The 23,393-nt window shown below is 41.7% G+C and carries 30 protein-coding genes and 1 pseudogene; 27 read left to right on the top strand and 4 right to left on the bottom strand.

The features are described from left to right. Window positions 1-38 precede the first annotated feature (38 nt). The 5 genes from J2T19_RS14640 to bshB2 all read left to right on the top strand — a co-directional run bounded on the left by J2T19_RS14640 (window position 39) and on the right by bshB2 (window position 3,091). Window positions 39-677 carry an NAD(P)-dependent oxidoreductase gene (locus J2T19_RS14640; RefSeq protein WP_307216902.1) on the top strand — a complete coding sequence of 213 codons (639 nt, stop codon included), beginning with the start codon at window positions 39-41 and terminating at the stop codon, window positions 675-677. A 51-nt stretch (window positions 678-728) separates the two neighbouring features. Continuing rightward, window positions 729-1,688, top strand: coding sequence for a hypothetical protein (locus tag J2T19_RS14635; RefSeq protein ID WP_307216901.1), 960 nt, complete (start codon window positions 729-731; stop codon window positions 1,686-1,688). Further along, window positions 1,688-1,939, top strand: a complete 252-nt coding sequence (locus tag J2T19_RS14630) for a type II toxin-antitoxin system HicB family antitoxin (protein ID WP_307216900.1) — start codon at window positions 1,688-1,690, stop codon at window positions 1,937-1,939. The genes J2T19_RS14635 and J2T19_RS14630 overlap by 1 nt, the downstream gene beginning before the upstream one ends. A gap of 113 nt (window positions 1,940-2,052) precedes the next feature. Next, window positions 2,053-2,397 carry a YojF family protein gene (locus tag J2T19_RS14625; protein ID WP_056691728.1) on the top strand — a complete coding sequence of 115 codons (345 nt, stop codon included), beginning with the start codon at window positions 2,053-2,055 and terminating at the stop codon, window positions 2,395-2,397. A gap of 19 nt (window positions 2,398-2,416) precedes the next feature. Beyond that, entirely contained in the window at window positions 2,417-3,091 is a 675-nt protein-coding gene (bshB2, locus tag J2T19_RS14620) for a bacillithiol biosynthesis deacetylase BshB2 (RefSeq protein ID WP_307216897.1), read from the top strand. A 152-nt stretch (window positions 3,092-3,243) separates the two neighbouring features. Here bshB2 and J2T19_RS14615 read toward each other — a convergent pair whose 3' ends face one another. After that, window positions 3,244-3,804 (bottom strand): cysteine hydrolase family protein, encoded by a 561-nt coding sequence (locus tag J2T19_RS14615; protein WP_307216896.1) that lies wholly within the window; start codon window positions 3,802-3,804, stop codon window positions 3,244-3,246. A 190-nt stretch (window positions 3,805-3,994) separates the two neighbouring features. On the opposite strand from J2T19_RS14615, the gene J2T19_RS14610 reads away from it, so the two are divergent. Beyond that, window positions 3,995-4,522, top strand: coding sequence for an RNA polymerase sigma factor (locus J2T19_RS14610; RefSeq protein WP_307216894.1), 528 nt, complete (start codon window positions 3,995-3,997; stop codon window positions 4,520-4,522). Then, window positions 4,509-5,984: a DUF4179 domain-containing protein gene (locus J2T19_RS14605; protein ID WP_307216892.1), complete on the top strand. Its 1,476-nt coding sequence runs from the start codon at window positions 4,509-4,511 to the stop codon at window positions 5,982-5,984. Before J2T19_RS14610 ends, J2T19_RS14605 begins: the two co-directional genes overlap by 14 nt. 77 nt (window positions 5,985-6,061) lie before the next feature. Here J2T19_RS14605 and J2T19_RS14600 read toward each other — a convergent pair whose 3' ends face one another. Next, window positions 6,062-6,514 (bottom strand): hypothetical protein, encoded by a 453-nt coding sequence (locus tag J2T19_RS14600; protein WP_307216890.1) that lies wholly within the window; start codon window positions 6,512-6,514, stop codon window positions 6,062-6,064. A gap of 285 nt (window positions 6,515-6,799) precedes the next feature. On the opposite strand from J2T19_RS14600, the gene J2T19_RS14595 reads away from it, so the two are divergent. The 10 genes from J2T19_RS14595 to J2T19_RS14550 all read left to right on the top strand — a co-directional run bounded on the left by J2T19_RS14595 (window position 6,800) and on the right by J2T19_RS14550 (window position 13,517). After that, complete coding sequence (locus J2T19_RS14595; RefSeq protein WP_307216887.1) at window positions 6,800-7,696, top strand: PhzF family phenazine biosynthesis isomerase; 897 nt, start codon at window positions 6,800-6,802, stop codon at window positions 7,694-7,696. 26 nt (window positions 7,697-7,722) lie between these two features. After that, window positions 7,723-7,866 (top strand): hypothetical protein, encoded by a 144-nt coding sequence (locus tag J2T19_RS14590; protein ID WP_307216886.1) that lies wholly within the window; start codon window positions 7,723-7,725, stop codon window positions 7,864-7,866. A gap of 20 nt (window positions 7,867-7,886) precedes the next feature. Beyond that, entirely contained in the window at window positions 7,887-8,348 is a 462-nt protein-coding gene (locus tag J2T19_RS14585; protein WP_307216884.1) for a VOC family protein, read from the top strand. Between the two features lie 4 nt (window positions 8,349-8,352). After that, window positions 8,353-8,901, top strand: coding sequence for a GNAT family N-acetyltransferase (locus J2T19_RS14580; RefSeq protein ID WP_307216882.1), 549 nt, complete (start codon window positions 8,353-8,355; stop codon window positions 8,899-8,901). Window positions 8,902-9,328: 427 nt separating this feature from the next. Then, window positions 9,329-9,850, top strand: coding sequence for a DNA topology modulation protein (locus J2T19_RS14575; RefSeq protein WP_307216880.1), 522 nt, complete (start codon window positions 9,329-9,331; stop codon window positions 9,848-9,850). 67 nt (window positions 9,851-9,917) lie between these two features. Continuing rightward, on the top strand, window positions 9,918-10,391 hold the full coding sequence (locus J2T19_RS14570; RefSeq protein WP_307216878.1) for an NUDIX hydrolase: 474 nt from the start codon (window positions 9,918-9,920) through the stop codon (window positions 10,389-10,391). A 69-nt stretch (window positions 10,392-10,460) separates the two neighbouring features. Then, the gene (gene aac(6') / locus J2T19_RS14565; protein WP_307216876.1) at window positions 10,461-10,901 is read left to right on the top strand and encodes an aminoglycoside 6'-N-acetyltransferase; all 441 of its coding nucleotides are present in this window, start codon (window positions 10,461-10,463) and stop codon (window positions 10,899-10,901) included. Between the two features lie 164 nt (window positions 10,902-11,065). Next, window positions 11,066-11,401 (top strand): antibiotic biosynthesis monooxygenase, encoded by a 336-nt coding sequence (locus tag J2T19_RS14560; RefSeq protein ID WP_307216875.1) that lies wholly within the window; start codon window positions 11,066-11,068, stop codon window positions 11,399-11,401. Window positions 11,402-11,583: 182 nt separating this feature from the next. Next, a complete protein-coding gene (locus J2T19_RS14555; protein WP_307216873.1) occupies window positions 11,584-12,771 on the top strand; it encodes an aminotransferase-like domain-containing protein in 1,188 nt (395 codons plus the stop codon). Between the two features lie 266 nt (window positions 12,772-13,037). Then, window positions 13,038-13,517, top strand: coding sequence for a GNAT family N-acetyltransferase (locus tag J2T19_RS14550; RefSeq protein WP_307216871.1), 480 nt, complete (start codon window positions 13,038-13,040; stop codon window positions 13,515-13,517). Between the two features lie 133 nt (window positions 13,518-13,650). Here the strand turns inward: J2T19_RS14550 and J2T19_RS14545 are convergent. Beyond that, window positions 13,651-14,406 (bottom strand): annotated as a pseudogene (locus tag J2T19_RS14545) (DUF817 domain-containing protein); the annotation flags it as partial. Window positions 14,407-14,584: 178 nt separating this feature from the next. Here J2T19_RS14545 and J2T19_RS14540 point away from each other — a divergent pair. The 10 genes from J2T19_RS14540 (at window position 14,585) to J2T19_RS14495 (ending at window position 23,151) form a co-directional block, all read left to right on the top strand. After that, on the top strand, window positions 14,585-14,953 hold the full coding sequence (locus J2T19_RS14540) for a hypothetical protein (RefSeq protein ID WP_239288768.1): 369 nt from the start codon (window positions 14,585-14,587) through the stop codon (window positions 14,951-14,953). A gap of 19 nt (window positions 14,954-14,972) precedes the next feature. Then, window positions 14,973-16,205, top strand: coding sequence for a sialidase family protein (locus tag J2T19_RS14535; protein ID WP_307216868.1), 1,233 nt, complete (start codon window positions 14,973-14,975; stop codon window positions 16,203-16,205). A gap of 172 nt (window positions 16,206-16,377) precedes the next feature. Next, window positions 16,378-17,223 carry a sensor histidine kinase gene (locus J2T19_RS14530; protein ID WP_307216866.1) on the top strand — a complete coding sequence of 282 codons (846 nt, stop codon included), beginning with the start codon at window positions 16,378-16,380 and terminating at the stop codon, window positions 17,221-17,223. Continuing rightward, the gene (locus tag J2T19_RS14525; protein WP_307216864.1) at window positions 17,220-17,873 is read left to right on the top strand and encodes a response regulator; all 654 of its coding nucleotides are present in this window, start codon (window positions 17,220-17,222) and stop codon (window positions 17,871-17,873) included. The genes J2T19_RS14530 and J2T19_RS14525 overlap by 4 nt, the downstream gene beginning before the upstream one ends. A gap of 289 nt (window positions 17,874-18,162) precedes the next feature. Next, window positions 18,163-19,587 (top strand): right-handed parallel beta-helix repeat-containing protein, encoded by a 1,425-nt coding sequence (locus tag J2T19_RS14520; RefSeq protein ID WP_307216862.1) that lies wholly within the window; start codon window positions 18,163-18,165, stop codon window positions 19,585-19,587. After that, entirely contained in the window at window positions 19,584-20,153 is a 570-nt protein-coding gene (locus J2T19_RS14515; RefSeq protein ID WP_307216860.1) for a nitrous oxide reductase accessory protein NosL, read from the top strand. Before J2T19_RS14520 ends, J2T19_RS14515 begins: the two co-directional genes overlap by 4 nt. 28 nt (window positions 20,154-20,181) lie before the next feature. Beyond that, window positions 20,182-21,003 (top strand): ABC transporter permease, encoded by an 822-nt coding sequence (locus J2T19_RS14510; RefSeq protein ID WP_307216858.1) that lies wholly within the window; start codon window positions 20,182-20,184, stop codon window positions 21,001-21,003. Then, window positions 20,996-21,709, top strand: coding sequence for a heme ABC exporter ATP-binding protein CcmA (ccmA, locus tag J2T19_RS14505; protein WP_307216856.1), 714 nt, complete (start codon window positions 20,996-20,998; stop codon window positions 21,707-21,709). Before J2T19_RS14510 ends, ccmA begins: the two co-directional genes overlap by 8 nt. Before the next feature lie 12 nt (window positions 21,710-21,721). Beyond that, entirely contained in the window at window positions 21,722-22,264 is a 543-nt protein-coding gene (locus J2T19_RS14500; protein WP_307216855.1) for a TlpA family protein disulfide reductase, read from the top strand. Between the two features lie 194 nt (window positions 22,265-22,458). Then, window positions 22,459-23,151, top strand: a complete 693-nt coding sequence (locus J2T19_RS14495; protein WP_307216853.1) for a hypothetical protein — start codon at window positions 22,459-22,461, stop codon at window positions 23,149-23,151. Here the strand turns inward: J2T19_RS14495 and J2T19_RS14490 are convergent. Continuing rightward, window positions 23,148-23,282, bottom strand: coding sequence for a hypothetical protein (locus J2T19_RS14490; protein ID WP_307216851.1), 135 nt, complete (start codon window positions 23,280-23,282; stop codon window positions 23,148-23,150). The two genes, J2T19_RS14495 and J2T19_RS14490, sit on opposite strands and share 4 nt — an antisense overlap. Window positions 23,283-23,393 lie beyond the last annotated feature (111 nt).

Genomic DNA, 23,393 nt, shown 5'->3' with positions numbered 1-23,393 from the left:
ATAGAAGGTAGTTATTTTGCAGCGACAGGAGTAAGGTTATGAACATTATTGTTTTTGGAGCCACTGGCAAAACCGGCCGCGATATCGTAGCAGGAGCACTGAAGAATGGGCATCAGGTTACCGCGTTTGTCCGCAATCCGTCTAAGCTTAACATGACTCATCCCAATCTTCATGTCCATACCGGAGAGATCACGAATATGGAAGATATTGACAGATTGCTTAAAGCCCGACATTATGATGTAGCTTATTCAGCGATAGGCTCCAAAGGTATGTTTAAACGTGAACCCTTACTCATTCAAGCCATGCATCATATGGTCAGAGCATCCGAGCAGAACGATGTAGGCAAGTTCATCCATATCTCCTTCGCTGGTGTGCGATCAGATGCTGGTCAGTTAGGTTTGTTGTATAAGCTCATTGTCCCTAATGTGATGAGAAATTTGCTTCATGACCATCGAGAGAAGGACGCGCTAATCAAACAAAGTAGTCTAAACTGGGTGCTGGTACAGCCGCCGATTCTAACTGTAGAGCCATATTCAGGGAAGTATGTGCATGAGGTGTACATTCAACCTGATAAGTCACGTAAGTTGAAAATGTCACGATCTAATTTGGCTGACTTTATGCTGAAGCTAGCGAATGATTCTACTTATGATCGTAAAGAGGTTTTTGTCACCGAGTAAGTATTCCGCATGTTGGACTCGAATGATCTAAATAGCAACGTGAATTCTTGCATGATATATCGAACGAAGTTGAGGTGTGAAGTGAGAAGAATAAGTGTAGTATTATTATGCATTTGTGTCATCTATGGATTTTCTCCACCAGCTCTAACAGAAGCGGCTAAGTCTGTTACAACAATTAAAACAGCGGTACATATGTACAAAGGTCAGCCTTATATTCAGATTAGCGGTGGCAACCTAGCAATCACGAAGTCGATCAATACAGTTTTAAAGGACCATACGGTAAAAGTAGTTCAGACAAACCGTGCAATGCAACAGCACAATAGCTCAGCCTGGTCTAAAACAAGTGTTAAAACGATGTACAATAACCAAAAATTACTGTCTATCGTGTATACAGATGGGATAAATTACACAGATGATAACGTAGGAACCTACATATCCTCGACGTACAATTTTGATCTTACAACAGGTAAACGTATGACCCTAAACGATATTGTTGATACAGAATTCAAAAGAGCTAATCTGATGTCGATCATTTCTCAGAGTCTTCAGTTGAAGTATGATAAAGGTGTTCAGATTATGGAGAAGCGTATTTATGAAATTCCGTCATATTATGTGTCTGAATTTTATTACTACAATAAAGGGATTGTCGTCCGTTTCCATCCGACTACTGTGGCAGAAGAAACTGAAGGATTCATTGACGTTAACGTACCATATGACCAATTAAGCGCTCAGGGTACTAGTCAAACTGTGCCTAAATATCTAGAGTATCTACGTACTCAAGTCAGTGATTATATCGAAACTGAGATGCAGTACTTTGATGGATACAAAATAGGTAATATTTATGCTTTGAGTAATGGTGAATATTGGAGACAGGTTGAACCTAGATTTTATTCAATACCATCTTACTCGCTATCACCTAAAGTAAGGATCTACAAAGATCGAACACGGAACTACATGTGGGTTGAGGGCGCGGATGATGCAGTCGAGGTCGAGAGGCTGGTATACCCTTAATGAGAGCATACAGAGCTTATGCGATATTCAATTTTGCCGCTGATGGAATTAATGTTACCTTTCCTGAACTGCCTGGATGTTTGACGTGTGGTTATACACTAGATGAAGCTTTGTATATGGCAAAAGAAGCGCTTGAGTTGTATATCAAAGGTGAGCCTATAGCGGAACTCCCAGCAATAGCTAGCGAGATGCCCGAGTTAACTGACGCTAATGATAGAGTTTATCTGATTGAAGCGAATCATACAGACTGATGATGCGTCAGACAGAGTCACATCAGGGTTCTACGTCATTTTATGTATATTCTCGCGCAACATATGTTAAAATGGAATTTGTACTATCATTTATATTAAATAAGGAGGCCAATATGGAGCCGATACAGCCTCAAGACATTCAAAATAGAATCAGCGAACTTGCTGATCAAGATGTATACGTACACCTTGAATTAACGACAGGTGCGTATGCTCAGCACTTGGACAGCACAAGACATCCGGCGTCGGCATTTATTTCCAATGCGGTCATTCGATATACGCAGGGATCTATCTCCGCGACGAGTCCATACCGAGTTGGCTTAAAGACAACTCAGGGATGGATCTATGCTGAAGGCCTTACACATGTTGATGAGCAGGACAAGGATCGCTTAATTTTGGCTGGACATGATACTCAAGGAAAGTTAGTTGTAGCGTTACAACTCAGCAGAGAAATGTTCTGATGGAAGTGGAGGAGCAAGCATGAATAATGAACAATACAAACATCAGCGCATTTTAGTTGTATTCCCTCATCCAGATGATGAGGCATTCGGAGTTTCGGGAACGTTGGCTAAATACATAGAAGACGGTGCTCACGTCACGTATGCTTGCCTAACCCTTGGGGAAATGGGACGTAATATGGGAATCCCGCCATTTGCCAATCGAGTAACGTTACCAGCCATCCGTAAGCAGGAATTGATTGAATCCGCCCACGCGATTGGTATCCAAGACTTAAGAATGCTAGGTTTCCACGATAAAATGATTGAATTTGAAGACCCGGATCTGTTGGATGGCCGGCTTATGGAGCTGATTGATGAGTTAAATCCGTCGCTCGTCATTACTTTCTATCCAGGTTATAGTGTGCATCCCGATCATGATGCGACGGGTGCTGCTGTTATCCGCACAATTAGCCGAATGCCAGCACAGAACCGTCCGGTTGTACATTGTATCGCATTCGCCAAAAACTATGAGCAGGCTATTGGGAAACCAGACGTTCTCATGGATGTAAAGGCGTTACTTGCGAAGAAAATGGCATCGATCCGCGCACACCGTTCACAGTTCCAAGCGGCTGAGCTTGTCGGTAAAAGCGAACTGAATGATAAGGAAATTCAGAAGCGCTTCGGAACCGAAGTGTTCTGGACCTATCGATTTGAATAAACGCTGTGGATCAGGCGGTAAAATCAAATTCTAATACGAGATCTGTTCCACTTAACAGATACGTGGTCATAAAAGTCGCCTTCAAGGCGACTTTTATGTTTTATAGCGAAAATACGATAATCCTTACATTGAACGGAATGGATTAAAGTGTATTATTGACCTATGCTGTCTAATAACTCATCTGTCGTTAGAATCGTGGCGAATTCGTGATGTAGCGTTACAAGCGAGATCTCGTGAATGATCTCCGCAGTATGATAGGTGCCATGTTGGTCATATAAACCAAATGCGGCTACTGCATCTGAGATAAGAGTTGTATGAAATCCTAAATTACCGCTCATTCGAGTCGTTGTAGACACGCAATGAGGGGTGGTCAACCCTGTTATTACAACATGTGTGATATGATTTTGTCTCAAATGTTCTTCTAGAGGTGTGCTGATAAAACTACTATTCACCTTCTTCGTTAGAACGATTTCCCCTTCGCTCGGTGTAACAACTTCTTTAATACGGAAACCTTCATTTGTAGGATGAAATTGAGAATGAGGATTGTCGGACGTATGTTGGATATGTATGATGTGCCACCCTTTGTCTCTCCATGTCCCAAGTATTCTACCGATATTTTCTTCTGCTGATAGATTGTTCCTTTCACCCCACTTTGGATCATCAAAAGCCTTTTGAACATCGACTATAATTAGAGCTGTATTTGGTTTCTCCAATGACAATTCCTCCGATCCTCATTTTAAGTTGAATTTCGTTGTACAATTTTATTATGCGCAAATGCTTTACCAATGTATACTTTTTCATTCTGATAGAGAAGCATATTAGTTTTTTTGCACGAGTCGTGAACCAAATAAAGTCTTAGGTGATCTAATGAATAGATGAAGCTAAGGGAAAGGGGAGCCATGTGTGGATTTATCTGAGAAAGTGACACTTGCAAGGCAAGGAGACCAGGAAGCTTTTGTATATGTAATACGAGCTGTTCAGCAAAGCTTATTTGCCATAGCCAGATCTATTGTGAAAAACAACGAAGACTGTGCCGATGCCATGCAGGAGACCATCGCCAAAGCGTATTCTAATGTACATACACTGAAGGAGCCTACGTATTTTAAAACATGGATTATACGTATTCTGATTAATGAATGTAATCGGATTATTAAGAAAAAGCAGCGAGTAAGCCCGGTTCCATACGATACGAGACAGACATCCTATACGGGGGATTTTGAACAGATCGAATTGTTTGAAGTGATTGATCAACTGGGTGAACAGCTTCAGACTATCGTGATGTTATTTTACATTGAGGACATATCGGTCAAGGAAATAGCGAAATTACTTCACGTTTCCGAAGGGACAGTTAAATCACGTTTGTATAGAGCAAGGCAGCAACTATCTGAGCTTGTACTAGGGAAAGGAGAGGGCAAATATGAATCATCATGATGCACTTGATCGCGAACTCAAGTCATTGTTGAAGTCCAAAGCAGAAGACGTAGCCATTCCTGATCCAGTTCAGAATGCTGTCGAAAATGTATTATCTTCTTTACCTAAACAGAAGAGGAAGAAGAGATTTCCTAGTAACCGGTGGAGATGGTTAGCTGCGGCTGTTGTCTTCTTTGTTCTTCTCAGTGCGATTTCGGTTTCGACTGTGCCGATATTTTCTGAGATGCTCCGATCTTTATTCGCTAAAGATAACCCGGATATCGGATTACTGCGAGCACAAGAGTTAGGGTTGGTTCATAATCCTCATATTAAAGTAAAAGACAAAGGTTATACGCTCGTAATCAATGAAGCTGTGGCCGATCCGACACGGGTGACGATTGCTCTACAGCTATTTGATCCCAAAGGGAAGCATAATCGTGACAAATTGGTCATTGGCAATGAGAACCAAATTACGATTAAGGATCGTGAAGGAAATAAGGTAGACACCATGTACGATATGGGATACACGAATGATTTTTATTACTTAGTCGCCTTTTTCAGGGAGCCTTTACAGACAGACCGGATTACCATTGAAGGAAATGTTCAGAAACTAGGTCAGCGGAATGAAACACCCATTGAAGGGGATTGGAACTTTAGTTTCGATATGGATATGAAAGAGGCAAATAGCAAGACTACCATCGAAGAGTTGTCCGGAAGTTATACAACACCACATGGAATGACGGTGACGTTGAAGCGGCTGACGAGAATGGTACAGGGTGTGCGTCTAGAACTGGAGACAGAGCTTAGTGATGAAGCCATGGCTAGATCACCGGGAGATTTATGGGAAAACCAGATGCTGAGCTTCCATTTTGAGACAATGGATAAGGAAGAGATTCATGCTGTGAATCCGAGAAAACAGGGTTTTATGGATAGTTTGATGACATCTGATCATATGGTCATTGGTAATGGGAAAATGCACTGGAGTTACACATTTAAGTACTTACCTGAAGAAGAACCTTACCGTTTTGTCTTAGATGCCTACTCCGTTGCAGAGCTGGATGGAAGCCAGATTGCGTTTAAACCCGCTGAATTAGTAGACCCAAAAGGATATCAAGTATTGAATGATCACTTTGAGTTGAACGGGACAGTTCTTGAGAAATCCGATATAGAACAAGACACAAATGAAATGGTCATTTCTTTCTATGCAGAGTTAGAAAATGAATTTGACAACAATGTATGGAAAGCAGTCGATGTATTAGGTAATGAGTACGAAGTAGACCGCCGCGGTGTATCGTTTTTAGTGAATACTTTGCCTGACAATTGGCGTGAAGGATTGATTAGTATGGGAGATCGTGGGATGAAGCAACCATATCATTTTGAAATTAAGGGATTGAGTCATATTCCTGAGCAGCTTACTCTCATTAGAGAAGTCGTTGATAAACGTTATCAAGACCCCAATTGGTCTGTTCTTCTCAATCCATAGAGCGAGAATGAAACGAACAGCCGAACACGCAGCATATGACTGGGACGTTCCTATTCTCGCCTTTCTCTATAGATTTTTTATGAAGTCCCTGCTTGAGCAGAGCCATTAAAGGATACAGGGCCAATAACAGTTACAGGATCTACTGATGTGCTTCCAACAAACATCGTATATCGAATTTGACCAGTTGCAACATTAATTGCCGGAGGGAAATCACCAGCAGCAAAACTAAATAATCTACTGCCAGGACCGGAGGATAAGTCGATTGTAGAATTGAAGATAATGATACCTGAACCGAAAGCTCCGGTACCTCCTCGGACAACATAAATATTGACTACGTTTGAAACAGATCTAGAAACACCAACTGTTCCCCAGAGTTGAATGCGTACGTCACTTTGATTGGGAGTTCCTATAGCTGCAACCGTTTGAAGACCAATATCGCCTACTAATACAGGCGTTGTTGATAGTATTTCAGTACCAGAGCTAAAGGTGTTATGAAGAGACAATCGTGAATCTAGAAATTGAATAGGCATGTTTATCACCTCGCTTTCTATCTATTCACATCTTATGCAAGGAGCCATAGAATGCTTGGACAAGAATTAAAAGAGGCATTCCATCATACAGGAAGCTGGAGAAAGATTGGTGAGTCAAATGGGAAAAATGCGCTCATGATATTTGGTAGAAAAAGCACTGCTCAAGTATAATTATGGAATTCAAAAGGTTTTTCATAATTCGTGTTATCGGGGTTATCATGTAGGTAGTAATTCTATCGGATGAGCAATATCTATATCTAAGAAACTTTGAAAGTGGGAATAGACATGCCTACAATACAAGTTTTACATTATGATGCATTCTCTTCAGAACCTAATATGGGAAACCCGGCGGGAGTTGTTTTGGACGCGGATCACTTGTCTGAAAAGGCAATGCAATCCATTGCACGTTCTGTTGGATTCAATGAGACCGTATTTGTTCTAAAATCCAGTCATGCGGATTATCGACTAAGATATTTTACACCAGGACATGAGATCAACTTATGTGGACATGCAACGATGGCTTCGATGTATTGTTTAAAGACACGCGGTGTCATAGGCGCATCCCAAAGTGCTGTTACGATTGAAACGAATGTTGGCATCCTACCTATAAGGTTCAATTATATTAATAACGATCTGATGGTAACGATGAAGCAGGATCATCCTCAGTTTGTTCCATTTCAAGGGTCAGTTAAGCAGCTGGCTGAGAGCATGGGTTTAATGGAAGAAGAGATCGATCCATCTATGCCAATTGTGTATGGCAGTACAGGAACATGGACGTTGTTGGTGCCTATTAGAAACTTAGAGAGCTTCAGTCGAATGAAGTCTAATAATAATATGTTCCCAGAGATCTTGGCCGAGAATCCAAGGTCTTCTGTGCATCCTTTTGGATTAGATACAGTTAAGCAAGAGGCATTGATGCATGCTAGACACTTTTCTTCACCGTACTCAGGTACGATCGAAGATGCGATAACAGGAACTGCATCTGGTGTGATGGGAGCTTATTATTTGACATATCTTGATCGAGAAGCAACTAACATAGAATTCATCGTGGAACAGGGTACAGAAGTTGATAAAGATGGACAAGTGTTGGTAAATGTAACCCGTGAGCAGGATCGTATAGACGTGTACATCTCGGGAACAGGAGTCTATGTTCGTGAGCTTGACTTTGACTACGATGGTTAATTGATTGTTTGCTAGAATGCAATGCAGTGATTGAATATGGTGAAATCAACGTATTTGATTTTGAGGGGGATGAAGGAAAATTAACGGAGTCTCAGAAGAATGCAATTACTGACGCAGTTGCGCTGATTCAGGCGAATAAAGCATTTGATAGATGCGATTTGCAGTTATAACGTTGAAGGAGTTGAAATGAATGATTCTAGGACTGTATGAAGCTCATTTACCGATAAGTAACAAAAATAGATCAATCGATTTTTATTCAAAACTAGGACTGGAGCTTGCCTGGGAAGATGAGGACACGGCTTTTTTCTGGATTGAGAAAGAGAAGAGCTGGCTAGGTCTTTGGGAAGGAGAGGAACATCGACTTCCATATCATCCTTCGATCAGACATATTGCATTTAGAGTAAGTTATGAGGAACTGAAACATAGTATGGATTGGCTAAAAACGATTGGTGTTGAACCTGTTCCTTTTGGGAGAAGAAGTTCAGTTGAACCTTTTGTACGTGCAAACCAAGGGAATGCCTCCGTATACTTTAACGATCCTGATGGGAATAGTCTGGAGTTGATGTGTTTTGTTTCTGTACCTGAAAAGTTCAAATCAATAACAGATAAACTATCATTTGAAGAGTGGGAAAATTTGATTAAGGAGGAGTAGGGGGATGACCATGTTTCCTTTTCAAGTTAATGAATCAATTTCAATCAATATAATACAACCGAGAGATCGGGATGAATTGTACACATTAATTGATAATAATAGAGCGCATCTCCGAAAATGGCTACTGTGGGTTGATAAACGTCAATCCCCATCCGACTTAGATTCTGTTATAGCGATGTGGGCTCAAAATCTTGAAGAGAGAAACGGATTTGATGCAGGAATATGGTACAACCAGAAGTTGGTTGGAATGATTGGACTGCATTACATTGATTGGAAGAACAAAGAAACAAGTATTGGGTATCTCTTATCAGAGTCATTCGAAGGCCGCGGAATTATATCAACATCGATCAAGGCATTATTAGATTATTTGTTTGCTGAGTTTAAGTTAAATCGCGTAATTATTCAATGTGCAGAAACCAATCTAAGAAGTCGATCTATTCCAGAACGTATTGGTTTTGTAGAAGAAGGCATTTCAAGAGAAGCTCAGTGGCTTTACGATCATTATGAGAACATTGTGACTTATAGTATGTTATCAAGTGATTGGAGTAAGTAATTTGCTGTGAATTATCTTTTATCCCGAGATTATCAGGGGAAGGCTGAGACTACATATGTATGAAACACTTCCTGGATGGATGTTAATACTGTTCTGGTTGTTCTTCCTCTTGACCCTTGGGGGTGCAATCGTAAGTGTATTTCGTAGAAAGCTATTGAATCTATCAATACTGTCCATTGTTTTATCCATGTTAATCCCAATAACTTTTGTTATCCTTAGTATTCGAAGAAACGATGGATTGGATGAATTGCAATATTTAATTATTCAACTACAGCGCGGTTCTATTGGGGCTATTTTTGTCGTTGAAGGAACAATATTTTTGTTTTTTTGGTGGTCGTTATTTTTCCTGAAGAACAAGCCTATAAATAAAAGCAAGATAATCGAATAAGTAAAAATTTCAGAACTCTGATGACATAAGGAGAACGAAATGAATCGAATATTGATAATAGGATCAGGCGGTTCTGGTAAATCAACGCTTTCCAAAAAGTTAGGTAACATGCTTAATCTTCCTGTGATTCATTTAGATGCTTACTTCTGGAATCCAAACTGGGTTCCTAAACCGAATGATGAGTGGGATCAGATGATTAATAAGTTTACTAATCAAGATCAATGGATTATGGACGGCAACTATTCAAGAACAATGAATACGAGGATGGAGAGAGCGGATGTCATTATCTTTTTGGATATGCCCAGGCTCTTATGCTGCTATCGAATTATCAAACGGCGATTGATGTACCATAACAAGAGTAGACCCGATATGAATGAAGGATGTAATGAAAAGTTGGATTGGGAATTCGTGAAATGGGTCTGGAATTATAAGAAAAGAAGTGGAATGAACGTTCTGAAGAAGCTCGAACATATGCAGGGAGATAAACAAGTCATTATTTTGAATACTAGAAAACAAGTAGATGAATTTATAAGCAGAATAGAAAATAATAGAAGCCTTTAATTATAAATCAATTATTCAGTATATCGACTATTGAGAAACATAAATAAACATGAGGAAGAAGGATAGCATGAGCTATTGGTATGATATTAATGAGATTAATCATGATGCAATACAGTTTGCAATTATGCTCACAACCTTTGAAGATAAGTTCATAATTATTAAAAATAGCAAACGAGGAGGTTGGGAGATCCCAGGGGGCAATAGAGAACCAGGGGAAACGATGTTAGAAACTGCAAGTCGAGAGCTGTATGAGGAGACAGGAGCGGTAGAATTCGAACTCACTCCCTACGGTATTTATAAGTTGAACGGAAGTTTGGGCATGGTTTTTCACGCTAAGGTAAAGGTGTTAGACGAATTACCTGATTCGGAGATTGCGGAGATCAAATTCGAAGATAATTTACCCGAAGGAATGAACTTTGGAGATATGTTCTATCTGTTCTCAGACAAATGGGATGAATGTGCAGATAAGCAAATGAAGAAATACACGGTAACGATCAAGAATTCGAGTTTACCCTGTGCCATAACAATTACTGCGAGCTAGGAGCAAATGATATTTAATAAGGCTTACATTGATGATGGGAAACTAATTATAAGAAAAGAAGGTGCAGGGATGGAGATTGTACAGGCAGATGAGACAACCCTAGATGAAGTGACACAATTAGCCTTAAAATTATGGCCCGAGAATACGTGGGAACACTTAAGAGCTGGCTTTGAAGATGTATTACAATCAGATAAAGATATGCTGTATCTTGCAAAGGCTCAACAGAGGTACGTTGGATTTATTCACTTATCGATAAGAACTGATTATGTTGAAGGATCTAATTCCTCGCCTGTTGGCTATGTTGAGGGCATTTACGTCGAGCAAGAGTACAGGAATCAAGGTATCTCAAAACGATTAGTTGAAGCAGGAGAGAAATGGGCGAAGTCTGTAGGTTGTACCCAGATCGCATCAGATACGGAGCTTACGAACCATGCAAGCCAAGCATTTCATGCGAAGATTGGATTCACAGAAGCGAATCGAATTGTTGCTTTTATTAAAGACTTGAAGTGAGTAACCTGAAATCAGCTTAAGCTTCACATCTTCACATCGATTATCATTGATAATCATTTTCAATTGAATTAGAATAGAAGTTGAGGATAGCTAAGCTAGCAGAGCAAAGTAATATGGCTACACCTCATTTAGTTCAAAATTTGATACCGATGTAGGAGGTAATGATGTTAATCCAAACTCGAAGCATGATTATACAAAAAGGGTATAGTGATCAGGTCGTAGAACGATGGAGTGGTCCATCACCAATTATGGATATGCCAGGTCTTATTGATTTCAGTGTGATGGTCAACAAGCGCAACAAAGAGCAAGAAGAAGTTCTTGTCATCATTCGCTGGGAATCAGAAGAAGCGTGGAAAAACTGGGAGAAAAGCGATGTACATATCAAAGGACACCGTGAGAAAAAATCGCAAGAGAAGCCAGAATATCTAATCAGTACGACTGTTAACATGTATGAGGTACAGACAGTGAAGTCAGGCAGCGGTTCTTTCAGTAATTCATAATTCGCTAAGCACGACTGACCATTCGCCGGTTAGTCGTGTTTCTTTTATTTTATGGATGAACGGATGAATTCACTTATGATACAATCTACGAATGTAAGAAGTACAAGCAAGTCGAGACAATAGAGGTTAAATATCAACACAGACAACAATTGATGTACCGACAAATAGGAGGCATTATTACGATGGACTACTCATTTTCCAACAGGATTGCTGCATTACAGCCATCCATCATTCGTGAAATTTTAAAAGCAACTTCAGGTCAGAACGTTATCCCGTTCTCGGCAGGTAATCCTGCACCAGAGACGTTTCCGATTGAGGCGATACGTACGTTCACACAATCCATACTGGAACATGATCCGGTGACGGCTCTTCAATACGGAATTACAGAAGGATATGCCCCGCTAAGAGAAGCACTAACGACACATTTGAAAACAGGCTTCAATACAGGCCAAGAATCAGATGAATTGTTCATCGTATCTGGTGCGCAACAGGGCATTGAGCTTGCTTGTAAAGTTTTCTGTAATGAGGGTGACACGATAATCTGTGAGAGCCCAAGCTTCATCGGTTCCTTGAATACGTTTCGAGCAGCGGGGGCTAAGTTAGTTGGTGTGCCTATGGAGACTGACGGAATGGATATTGAGAAGCTAGAGCATGCTCTGCAAACAGAGCAGAACGTGAAGCTGATTTACGTGATCCCAAGCTTCCAGAATCCAACGGGTATTACAACAAGTGAAGAGAAGCGTAAGGCAATCTATGATTTAGCGAAAAAGTATGGTGTCATGATTCTTGAAGATAATCCATACGGTGAACTTCGATTCAAGGGACAAGATGTTCCAACCATTAAATCGATGGATGCTGAAGGTCTTGTCATTTATGTAGGTTCCTTCTCCAAAATTCTATCTGCGGGTCTGCGTGTGGGTTACGTGCTTGCACCGTACGAGGTTGTTCAGAAGATGGTTGTGGCTAAGCAAGGTGAGGATGTACATACCGCTATGCTTCCACAGATTTTGGCGTACAAGTTCATGGCGGAGTATGACTACGACAGTCATATTGACAGCATTCGAACAATTTACCATAGAAAATCAGCTTTAATGATTGAACAGTTGAAGCAGCACATGGGTGAGCGTATTACCTTCACTCAACCCGAAGGAGGGCTTTTCCTCTGGTGTGATCTGCCCCATCAAGTTCCGATGCTCGAATATGCCAAGACTGCTGCTGCTCAAGGGGTTGCGGTTGTCCCTGGTACAGCTTTCCTCGTGGATGAGAGCGAAGCGTGTAATGCCATTAGGCTGAATTTCTCAACACCATCGGATGAGCAAATTGTAAAAGGAATTCAAATTTTGGGTCAGGTGTTAGACTCCTATAAGTAAGGACAATATAATATGGATTCTACGAGTACTCGTATTACCGAATAGCTTGGAGAACCGCCAACCTGGCGGTTTTTTTGTTCAACGTTCTATGAATAGCTCTCTATTCCGCTACGTAATCTCGATAATTCCTTGAATCTAAGCATAGATGTAGATGTCTTATCAAATAATTCTATAGATGAAGCAATTGACGCTCAGGGTTGTTCATGATAATTTAGATTAATCATAAAAATATACCAATAAATCCAATGAGATAAAGGGGGATTCGCATGTCGTCGACAATCGTGCTTGCTGCCGCCGAAGATGTAAGAAGTGAGGATTCAGTACAATTAATAAAGGAGCTGAGCGAGGAGCTCGGATTGTTGTACGGAGGTGACGGAACGGCAGGATTCCAACTCTCTGACGTGGAGGTTCCCCGATCAGCGTTTATTGTAGCTCGGTTAGACGGATATCCTGTTGGCTGTGGAGCCATTAGACCCCTTGATGAAAATTCCGTGGAAGTGAAGCGCATGTATACACGCTCTGACTATAGGCGTAAAGGCGTTGCTCAAGCAATTTTAGCTGAGGCTGAACGTCTTGCTATACATTTTGCCTATCGTAATTTGAAGCTACAGACAGGTCCGCTGCAACCAGAAGCGGCTGCATTATATGAACGAATGGGATATTATCGGATTCCTATTTTTCACGGAGACTGGGATCAAGTGTTGGCTTATCAGAAAGACTTAGTTCAACAACCAGCGAGTCTCTGAAACGTTATCTATGATTAAGTGAACAACGCTCAATTAAAACTCCCCACTCGGCCTAATCTTTCTTAAGAGTGGGGAGTTTTGTGTATACGTTGCTACATTAGTCTACAATTATCTTAATAACGTATACCTAAATTTAATAAAGAATGTTTCGCGTTCGATTGGCTTTCACATATTTAAGCTGTGCAACGATGATGACACTAATAATAACAAGGAGGAACCATGAGCTGATCTTGCTGAAGCTCACGAGTTGCCATGCTTCATGCTGATCAGGATATTTCCAACCATTGAAGAACGTGGCGATGTTCTCAGCAGTCCAGATGAAGAATCCAACAATGATAAAAGCTAGAGATAGAGGCATCCGATAGGTCGTAGCACGTACACGGTAGATAATCCATGTTTTCCAGAAGACAACAAACACAAGTGCTGTGAGCCACCAGCGAAAGTCGGGAATAAAGTGATGTGTGAAAAAGTTAAGGTAGATTGCCGCTCCCAGCAATACGGAGGACACTCCGCCTGGCCAGCCCGTCATGTCCATCCGAAGTCTGCGCCACACTTGGCACATAAAGCTAGCTACACTTGCGTACATAAACCCACTGTATAGTGGAACACCCAATAGTTTAGTATATCCAGGTTCAGGATAAGACCATGAGCCCATCCATACTTTATATATCTCAAGTAGCAAACCAATCAAGTGAAATACACAGATGACCTTGATTTCATCAAGCGTTTCCAAACCACTGCGGTACATCAGATATTGCACGATCAAAAGAATAATTAAGATGGCATCATAACGATGAAAAAAAGGCACTGGAATGACACTCGTAAGCGCTAATGTCCCAAAAATAACGACTGGGAAAATACAACTCATCGCCTGATGATAGCCAAAATGTTATAACTGTATGATGGATTTCATGTATCGTTTTACTCCTCCAAAAGAGCTGCTGATCTTAGAGAGATCGGTGGCTTTTTTTATCTTTAGTTGAACGCCGTTCCGTTGAAAGTAGGACAACATATTATACGATAAATCCCCTTAAGTAGAACGTTGCAGGAGAAGGGAGTGAATACTTGTGCCTTTTAGCACGGGTCTTATCTATAACCCCATTACGGGAACAACGCAGTCTACCCAGGTTATCGTGACTTGCCTTAACGACTCTCTTAACGCTGCTGTCAATGTTGAGCTTGAGGTCTTCAGATGGGATTCTACACAGACCGTACGAATTCCGGTGGGTCATGACTTATTTCAGCTGGCTCCCCAAGCAGGCAGAACTTTTGTATATCCACTTATCAGTGCATCCTTTTACGAAGTACAAAGTGATTATTTCAGTGCCACAAGTACGATGATTAATGTGTATGGCGTCGATTCAACGGGTCAGCTTATCCAGCGAATTCTTCAATCGGAGATGTCATTGATAGACCGATTTACCAATATTCCTTAGAAGAAATGAGGTGATATGCATGGTTGTAGTTAATATTACTGGAGCATTGGCAGGGAATCAATTCGAACCTTCGATTGCGGTTAATACGCTTAATCCCAATATTATGTGTGTGGTTGCTGTAGATACAAGCACCGGCCCCACATTGACAGGATTATATCGCACCATAGATGGCGGCAGCACCTGGTCAACAACGGTATTCCCCAACCCTCCGGGATATTCGGGTGCAGAGGCACCCACCATTGACTATACATTTCCAAGCACTTTTATTGTGACAGTCCACGTATTTAACGGTATTAATGATGGTACGATTGTCAGTTATACCTCATTTGATAATGGATTAAGCTGGCAACCACCGGTTATCGTTCAAGCAGGATATGGCACAGTGATTCATAATGATGAGCCGTTCATTGCTGTTGATCGTTCACCCGGCAGTCCGTATCGAGGTAATGCCTATGTTGGATATACGCCGCTCGCAACAACGTCTTCATCCATATTTACTCAGCGATCGCTGGATCAAGGGTTGACGTGGGAAGGCCCTGATCGACAATCTAATCCGAGGGGAATACATGACCGGGCAGCATTAGCTGTAGGCTTCTCTGGAGAGGTGTATGCAGGGTACATTATTACCGGGCCAGCGAGCCCCTCTGCATTGTTACGTATATCTTATGATGGCGGGATCAACTATCAACCGCCGGTCGAGAGACAGGCTACATTTATTTCTTCTGTTGTACCTGCACCTTCACCGTTGCCTGTGCCCAACTACCAATTTCGAGTACAGACCAATTTATGCCTTGGAGCTGATATCTCTATTAGCCCCTTTAGCGGAACGGTATATGCCGTTTGGAATGATGCACGTAATGGATACACCGATGTGCTACTTTCTCGTTCACCAGATGGCTTGCTCTGGTTTGATCCAGTCAGCATTACGGCTGCACCTCCAGGAACGCAAAATTTCTTTCCGTTTATTACCGTCTCACCATTCGCTGGCACGATTAGGGTTATCTATTACTCCAACCGGATCGATGGATTTCTGCTGGATGTTTTTGTTGCAGAGTCGTTTGATGGAGGAGCTACCTTCACCAATCGCCGACTGACCACAACCTCGTTTAATCCAAATGGAATCTCGCCAGTACCGACAGTACTGATCGGAGATTATATCACAGCACAAACATCTGCTCCGGACAATCTTGCTGCGGTGTGGATGGCAACAACGCCTCCTACTGGTAAATTAGATGTCTATTTCGGAACGTAAATTCCATGATCGTTCAAACAATGTTTACAATTAGAAGTTAAATCACCTATGGTATGGCTCTAAGGGGTCATGCCTTTTGCATGTGTACAACGTATGCTGTTTAGAGTTAGGTATAGCTATGCAATCAATTCATGCGCTTCATCGTATGATTAGGAATCCCAGGAGGGAAAGCATGTCTTATAAACAGATCAAGTGGATGATTTTGCTCATCCCAACCTTAACTGTTGGTGTATGGGAGTACGTACGTCACCAATTTCTTTTACCCTATATCTCTATGGATCTCGGCAACTGGCTTACGCCTGTCATGGTTTATGTTGTAAGTGTTACGCTCGTCAAGAAGCTATTTCGTAACATGGAACGTATCCAAAAGGAATTGGAGCTAGAACGAGCGGCTAAGGCCGTGCTGGAATCTCGTGAGAAATTAGCGAAGGAGCTGCACGATGGCATTGCACAATCTCTCTTCTTACTTTCTGTACAAGTAGAACGTCTGGAATCTAAGCGTAAACAAGAGAAGCACCTGGACGAAGTATATGCAATTCGGAAAACCGTTCATGAAGTGAATCGATATGTGCGTCAATCGATAGCTAATCTCAGATATGACTCTCAGAGCCAGACAGCACCACCCACGCTAGATTCGATCTCACTTCGTAACCAAATTGGAAGAATAATTAGAGATACTCCAATCCCCATTAATCTGGAATGGAACATTGAGGATGAAGTCTTTAACGCCAAAGAGAAGATTGAGCTTCTCGCGTGTATGCGCGAGGCTGTTGTAAATATTCAGAAGCATGCCAGAGCATCCCAAGGTTGGATCACGGGTGAGAATAATAATGGATATCGATTAATAACGATTAAAGATAATGGTAAAGGCTTTGCCGGAGATCCGTTTGCAATGAAAGATAGATATGGACTACATATTATGAAAGAGAGGCTGAAAGCGATGAACTGGAGTTTGAAGTTATATCGAGAACGGGAGTACACCGTTGTCCAATTTAGCCAAGATGGTGAACATGTATGAGTCATATTCGGGTGCTTGTTGTTGATGATCATGTGCATGCCAGAGAAGCGATCTGTGATATTTTATCCATGGATGCGTCTCTTGAAGTGATTGGAGTTGTGACTGACGGCCAGCAGGCCATTGATTTTACAGAGCAGTGGCTTCCTGATCTCATTCTAATGGACATTCAGATGCCAATAATGAACGGATTGGAAGCGACGAAGCGGATTAAGCTGATGTTCCCTTATGTGAAAATCGTGATGATTACCGTCTCGGACGATGTATTTCATTTGCTGGAAGCACTAAAGTGTGGGGCACAGGGTTATTTGTTGAAAAACCTTGAACCTTCCATGTGGCTAGAATATCTTCATTCCATCGTTACTGAAGAGGCGACCTTGAGCCGTGAGGTAGCTTATCAGATCTTAAAGGACGTAACCTTAACGGAGAAAAAAGAGCCGGATGTGCCTCTGACTATTAGAGAAAAGGACATTTTATACGGAGTAGCTGCAGGATGGACGAACAAAGAAATCGCGCAGAAATATAACATTTCAGAATATACGGTTAAGAATCATCTGAAGAATATTCTGCAGAAGTTACAGGTGCAAAACCGAGTTCAACTTACTCGTTATGCATTGGAGCAAGGGCTTATTTCGGATACTCATTACTCCTAGTAAGCTTTTTTTTCTTGTTCTCAGAAGAATTGAAAAAGTGAAAAGGGACAACACCATTGTCATGTATCTCACAATTTAGCCACAAACAATCACGTATTATAGCCATGTTGGGCTATATGGAAACATTAGGTTTTTATGTACACTATGAGCAGTATTGTGTTAAGGCTACTGAAGAATGGAGGAATGAATTTGAAGACCGAATATAAAGCTTTACTCTTTTTCAAATGCAATGAACTCAGCATGTCTACCTATGTTATCCTAGAAGGTTCGCCTAGCTACAGGGCAATTCATGCGTAATGCTCGCATACATCTCAACATGTCAAACAACTTCAATCGCAAAGTCACCTCTTGGAGCGTCCTTACTCTATGGCTGTTTATATGGATGCTGATTCAGCTTCTATTCTTGTCAGGGAATGCGTCTGCCGCTTCAAAAGAACAGAGCTTCATTCCGCTGCAAGGGATCATTAACGCGATGGATCCTGGAGAAGAGCTTACACTCAAGCCAGGCATGTACATCGGCCCCGCGACTATAGACAAGAGCATATCCCTTCTGGGAGATTCCTCTGTGATGATCGTGAGCACAGATACAAGCTCAATTCAGTCTGCATCTACGAATTCTCCTGAATCCACGATCAACATTCGTGCAGATGGCGTAAAGTTGCAGGGCTTTACTATTTTACATCAGCATAGTACACCTACAGCAGCTATTCAGGTTGAAGCCAATCATGCAGAGATCAAGGATATACATATTCAGACACAGGGTTTTGGCATTCTTGCTCGTGATGCTAATGAGGGAATATTCCGAGAAAACGACATTACATGGACGGGTTCCGAGACGGCTTCAAGTAGTCAGAAGGGTAACGGGATTGATCTCTACAACGCTCATCGCAACCATATTGAAGGCAATGAAATTAGGGGTATGCTCGACGGGATCTATATGGAGAATAGCCATGAAGCTACTGTAAAAGGCAATACGTTGCTACATACAAGATATGGTATCCACTGCATGTATATGGATAGCTCGTACGTCTTGGACAATGTAGGTGAGAACAACATCACCGGTGCCATGATTATGGGCGTGAAGAATACAACGGTATCGGGCAATTCATTTCGGAAACAGAGTGAAAACGTACATTCACAAGGCATCCTGTTATACGACGTTCATCAATCTTCCATAGCGAACAATATTGTGGAAGGCAATCGAGTCGGAATGAACATTGCGGAGTCCACAGATAACGATATTCGTGGTAATGAGGTTCTGCGTAATTTCATCGGGTTTCAGCTTGTACTTGCAGAAGGCAACCGACTCAATGAGAACCAGTTCATATCCAATGTGATTGATGCTTCGGCAGTACATAGCCAAAGTAACGAGATTTCATCTAATTATTGGGACACCTTCCGGGGACTTGATCTGAATGGTGATGGAGTTAGTGAAATGGCTTATGGAATTAATCCATTCTATGAGCAATTAATTAGTAGGAATTCAGCCTATCAGCTTTTCTTTCAATCCCCAGGGATGGTCTTTTTGAGTGAGTTGTTTACAGAAGGCAAAGAGAATTGGTCAACAGATCAATCACCTCTGATGACGATGACAATGGAGCCGCAACAGCAACCAGGTACAACGAATGACGCCATACCGGTATGGGTTATCGGAGTATTTTTATTATGTATCTCAGCTTGTATTATGATTTATTCGGGAGGATTACGTAAATGAACAAACGATGGACAATGACATTACTGCTTATGATAGGGTTTTTGGTATTAACGGCTTGCGGGTCAACCAAATATGCGGCATTACCAATTAATGAAGACGTGGATATTTGTGCCATTTGCAAGATGCAGGTGAAGGATGATGCCTATGCAACACAGCTTACAACTAAGGATGGCAAGAACTATAAGTTTGACGACATCGGGTGCATGAACCAATGGAAAGAAGAAAATGGGACTGAGAACATCGGAATGGATTTTGTACGTGATTATAATGACAAGGAATGGATTGAATACAGCAAAGCGACCTATGTTTATGATGCTTCTCTGCGCACACCGATGGCATATGGCGTCCTTAATTTCAAGGATAAAGCATCTGCTGAAGCGTTTGTTACGGAGCAAGGCGTTGGAACCATCATGACTGCTGAAGATCTCGCATCCCATGACTGGAAACAGAGCACGGAGATGATGGATATGGGAGATCATGGACATGATCACGGACATGGGGAAGAGGGAATGAGCGAGGAAGGAATGCATGAGGAAGGCGAGAAGAAGGAAGAATCGGGTCACTAGTGATGATGAGTAATCAGGGTGATCGAATATGGTAGACATGTTACTGGTAGCCAAGCGAGAAGTGAAGATGGGATTTCGCAATCCCTGGGCGTATTCGTTTCTAATCCTTTTTTGCACATTTAGCTTAAGCTTACTGCTCATTAATTCACAGAACTTTGTTCAAGGATATTCCGGTACAACCGGCTCGATGTTAAATCTCATTCTCTATCTATTGCCATTAATGACGTTATTTCTAGGTTCTTTCTCACTAACTTCGGAGAAGGAAGAGGGCAGCTGGCAACTGTTGTCTACCTATCCAATCGGTACGATGTCCTTTATTGTTGGAAAATATCTTGGCTTGTCAGTGGTGTTGATTACCATTGTAGCATTTGGATATGGTTTGATGGGTCTTATCAGTGGAGTGATCGGTAGCGCGTTAAACGTGACAACGTATGTATTGTTTCTGGCATTCTCCTGTGGATTAGTCCTATTATTCCTAACGCTTGCCCTGTTCATCGGCTCCATATCCAAAAATCGGTGGCAAGCGTTAACCATTTCGGTATCCATTTGGTTCTTTGCAGTGATCGGATGGCCTACGCTCTTGCTTGCGATCTTAGGTATTGTGCCTTTTTTGTGGGTCAAACCATTGCTTGTTGTGCTAACTTTCCTCAATCCAGCCGAGCTGGTACGTTTATATGTCGTAATTAAACTTGGCGGGGGCTCGGTGCTCGGACCGGAATATTACCAATGGGTGACATGGGTGCAGCAACCGAGTGGCAGTTGGATTTTCTTAACGATCTGTCTGCTGTGGATTACATGTTCTGTACTTGTTGTGTACGGGATCTGGGAAAGGGGACGTTCCCATGGATAACGTGGAGGCTAGCATCAACGAACTATGTAAAACGATAAAAAAACAATCGATCGTAGAGGGGATTTCTTTTCACATCTCTTCAGGTAACGTACTCGCTTTATGTGGAGGTAATGGTGCTGGCAAGAGCACTGTGCTACGTATGATAGCAGGTATCCTTCGTCCTACATCAGGAGATATCGTTGTGAATCAAGTAGGGCAGAAGAGTGACCGTAAACGGTATTCGGAACAGATTGGGTACATGCCAGATGATTATCAGTTTAATCAGAGTCTGACGGCAGAAGAGATCCTCTTATTCTGGGCTGCACTGCGGCGAGTTTCCAAAGAGAGGGTACAGGAAGTGCTGAAGATGGTAGGCTTGGAGGACAAAAAAAATAAACGTGTCGCAACCTTCTCTAAGGGCATGCGACAGCGTGTACTATTTGCACAGGCACTGCTGGCGAAGCCACCACTGCTCGTTATGGACGAACCAACGAATGGGTTAGACCCATTCTGGATGCATGAATTTGCACAGCTTGTCAAAGAAATTAAGCAGCAGGGTCATATGGTTGTGTTCTCCACTCATCAGTTAGACATTGCGGATGATCTCGCTGATCATATTGTTTTTATGAACAATGGGCAGAACGTTGGAAGTGGTACAACACATCAATTTCGCGAACAGTTTGGTTCGCTTCATGCTGCATTTCATCAAAGTCTAGGGATAAAGTGAAGGTGATACCTGTTGCGAAAACTTAAACGTCATATCAGGCGCACCATCACCATATTGATCGGAACCATTGCAGTGCTGGCTGGTGTGTGGGCTGTATTTCAGGGACTCTCACCGTCCCAGACGCAACGAGTAGGGTCAATTGAGGCTGGTGCCACTGCCCCTGACTTCATGGCTCCCAATTCAGTGGGCGATGAAGTTTCTCTATCCGATTATCGAGGTAAGGTAGTTATGATTAACTTCTGGGCATCATGGTGCACACCTTGTGTAAGAGAAATGCCTTTGCTGCATCAGACGGCAGATGTGCACCAAGAAGATGTTGAGACACTGTTTGTGAATGTTGGAGAGTCCAAGGGTACAATTCGAGAATTTATGAATGAACAGCAATTTGATTTTCCTGTAATTGTTGATGTGACTGGCAAAATATCCAGCATGTATCGTATCACCGGTTTACCCGCAACGATGGTGATTGATCGAGAAGGCAAGTTTAGCCACATTTTACAAGGTGAGCTCACGAATGATACACCACTTGCGCAGTGGCTGGAGGATGCCAAATAATAATGAATTGAGCCAGATACGCTGAAAGAGCCTCGAAAACGAGGTTCTTTTTTGTTCATATTGTTTAATAGGGAGAAAAGGATGGTAATAATCTCCTGTATTAGCTGCTTTGGTCATATGCTACAATTCTCAGATATGCCAATTATTATCCACAGTAAAGGGATATGAATACGAATAGAAATGGCAGATGAAGGATGAATAAAGCAATGATGAAACGGTACTGGATATTTATCGCCATACTGGTAATCGTGTTCTATTATTATGAGCACCGATTAAACGAAGCGAAAGCAAACGAAGATGTGCTAATGGAGCTATACCAATCCAAAAATAATAGTGGTTACATCACACTTCTCAAAGAAGGCCACTCCTTCAAGCCACTCGCACAAACGCTTGAAGATCTTAGTCAGGTGACAAATCAGGTACCACCAGCAAAGGTTCAAAAGCTGCTTGACCAAGCCAAAGTGCAGGCGAAGGATGCGACTCAATATCTAACGACACTTATTGAGTTCAGTGATAATTACATATCTACATCTAAACCTAGGTATATGATCGAATACGATCACTCTGTTATGACATCAGCAAAACAGAAGGAGGTGTATCAACTCGCATACGGCAGTGGTCTATATGGATTAATGTATGGAATCAGTCATCATTATTGGAAGGATAAGCCCAAGTTAATTCCTCAGGAAACCCAAACGGTACTTGCTTCGATTGCGAAAGAACTGCGTGCATTGGATAAGACACTTGCATCATACAAGACAAGTACAGATCATCAATTACAATGGGGGGATGAGAGAAGTATGGAGCAGCTCAAATCGATCATTTTAAATGAGATGAGGCCTCATTTTGAAAAGATTGTGGAGTTCAAAGATGAAATCAATTTTTAACCGATCCTGAACCACCCCAATTGTATGCCTGTTACGATAAACAAAATGACCCATCCCCATAGGATCACCAAACGAATGGCTCGTGGAATGACTAAATATTCCGAATACAATTTCGAAAAGAAATTTAGCATGGGTTATGCTCCTTTAGAAGAAATAAATTAACAAAATTTTACGATGCGATCAGAGAATGTAAAAGGTGAACTTAAACGCCTTCATACTTTATATTGTTCCCTGTATATGAA

Source organism: Paenibacillus tundrae (assembly GCF_030812775.1).
Lineage (GTDB): Bacteria > Bacillota > Bacilli > Paenibacillales > Paenibacillaceae > Paenibacillus > Paenibacillus tundrae_A.
The sequence above is the reverse complement of the archived record's forward strand: the minus strand, read 5'-3'. Positions and strand labels throughout refer to the sequence as shown.

Coding starts and splice junctions, on each gene's coding strand:
- J2T19_RS14640 (WP_307216902.1), top strand. CDS start 39: ATGAACATTATTGTTTTTGGAGCCACTGGCAAAACCGGCCGCGATATC.
- J2T19_RS14635 (WP_307216901.1), top strand. CDS start 729: ATGATATATCGAACGAAGTTGAGGTGTGAAGTGAGAAGAATAAGTGTA.
- J2T19_RS14630 (WP_307216900.1), top strand. CDS start 1,688: ATGAGAGCATACAGAGCTTATGCGATATTCAATTTTGCCGCTGATGGA.
- J2T19_RS14625 (WP_056691728.1), top strand. CDS start 2,053: ATGGAGCCGATACAGCCTCAAGACATTCAAAATAGAATCAGCGAACTT.
- bshB2 (WP_307216897.1), top strand. CDS start 2,417: ATGAATAATGAACAATACAAACATCAGCGCATTTTAGTTGTATTCCCT.
- J2T19_RS14605 (WP_307216892.1), top strand. CDS start 4,509: ATGAATCATCATGATGCACTTGATCGCGAACTCAAGTCATTGTTGAAG.
- J2T19_RS14600 (WP_307216890.1), bottom strand. CDS start 6,514: ATGCCTATTCAATTTCTAGATTCACGATTGTCTCTTCATAACACCTTT.
- J2T19_RS14595 (WP_307216887.1), top strand. CDS start 6,800: ATGCCTACAATACAAGTTTTACATTATGATGCATTCTCTTCAGAACCT.
- J2T19_RS14585 (WP_307216884.1), top strand. CDS start 7,887: ATGATTCTAGGACTGTATGAAGCTCATTTACCGATAAGTAACAAAAAT.
- J2T19_RS14580 (WP_307216882.1), top strand. CDS start 8,353: ATGACCATGTTTCCTTTTCAAGTTAATGAATCAATTTCAATCAATATA.
- J2T19_RS14575 (WP_307216880.1), top strand. CDS start 9,329: ATGAATCGAATATTGATAATAGGATCAGGCGGTTCTGGTAAATCAACG.
- J2T19_RS14570 (WP_307216878.1), top strand. CDS start 9,918: ATGAGCTATTGGTATGATATTAATGAGATTAATCATGATGCAATACAG.
- J2T19_RS14560 (WP_307216875.1), top strand. CDS start 11,066: ATGTTAATCCAAACTCGAAGCATGATTATACAAAAAGGGTATAGTGAT.
- J2T19_RS14555 (WP_307216873.1), top strand. CDS start 11,584: ATGGACTACTCATTTTCCAACAGGATTGCTGCATTACAGCCATCCATC.
- J2T19_RS14550 (WP_307216871.1), top strand. CDS start 13,038: ATGTCGTCGACAATCGTGCTTGCTGCCGCCGAAGATGTAAGAAGTGAG.
- J2T19_RS14535 (WP_307216868.1), top strand. CDS start 14,973: ATGGTTGTAGTTAATATTACTGGAGCATTGGCAGGGAATCAATTCGAA.
- J2T19_RS14530 (WP_307216866.1), top strand. CDS start 16,378: ATGTCTTATAAACAGATCAAGTGGATGATTTTGCTCATCCCAACCTTA.
- J2T19_RS14525 (WP_307216864.1), top strand. CDS start 17,220: ATGAGTCATATTCGGGTGCTTGTTGTTGATGATCATGTGCATGCCAGA.
- J2T19_RS14520 (WP_307216862.1), top strand. CDS start 18,163: ATGCGTAATGCTCGCATACATCTCAACATGTCAAACAACTTCAATCGC.
- J2T19_RS14515 (WP_307216860.1), top strand. CDS start 19,584: ATGAACAAACGATGGACAATGACATTACTGCTTATGATAGGGTTTTTG.
- J2T19_RS14510 (WP_307216858.1), top strand. CDS start 20,182: ATGGTAGACATGTTACTGGTAGCCAAGCGAGAAGTGAAGATGGGATTT.
- ccmA (WP_307216856.1), top strand. CDS start 20,996: ATGGATAACGTGGAGGCTAGCATCAACGAACTATGTAAAACGATAAAA.
- J2T19_RS14495 (WP_307216853.1), top strand. CDS start 22,459: ATGAATAAAGCAATGATGAAACGGTACTGGATATTTATCGCCATACTG.
- J2T19_RS14490 (WP_307216851.1), bottom strand. CDS start 23,282: ATGCTAAATTTCTTTTCGAAATTGTATTCGGAATATTTAGTCATTCCA.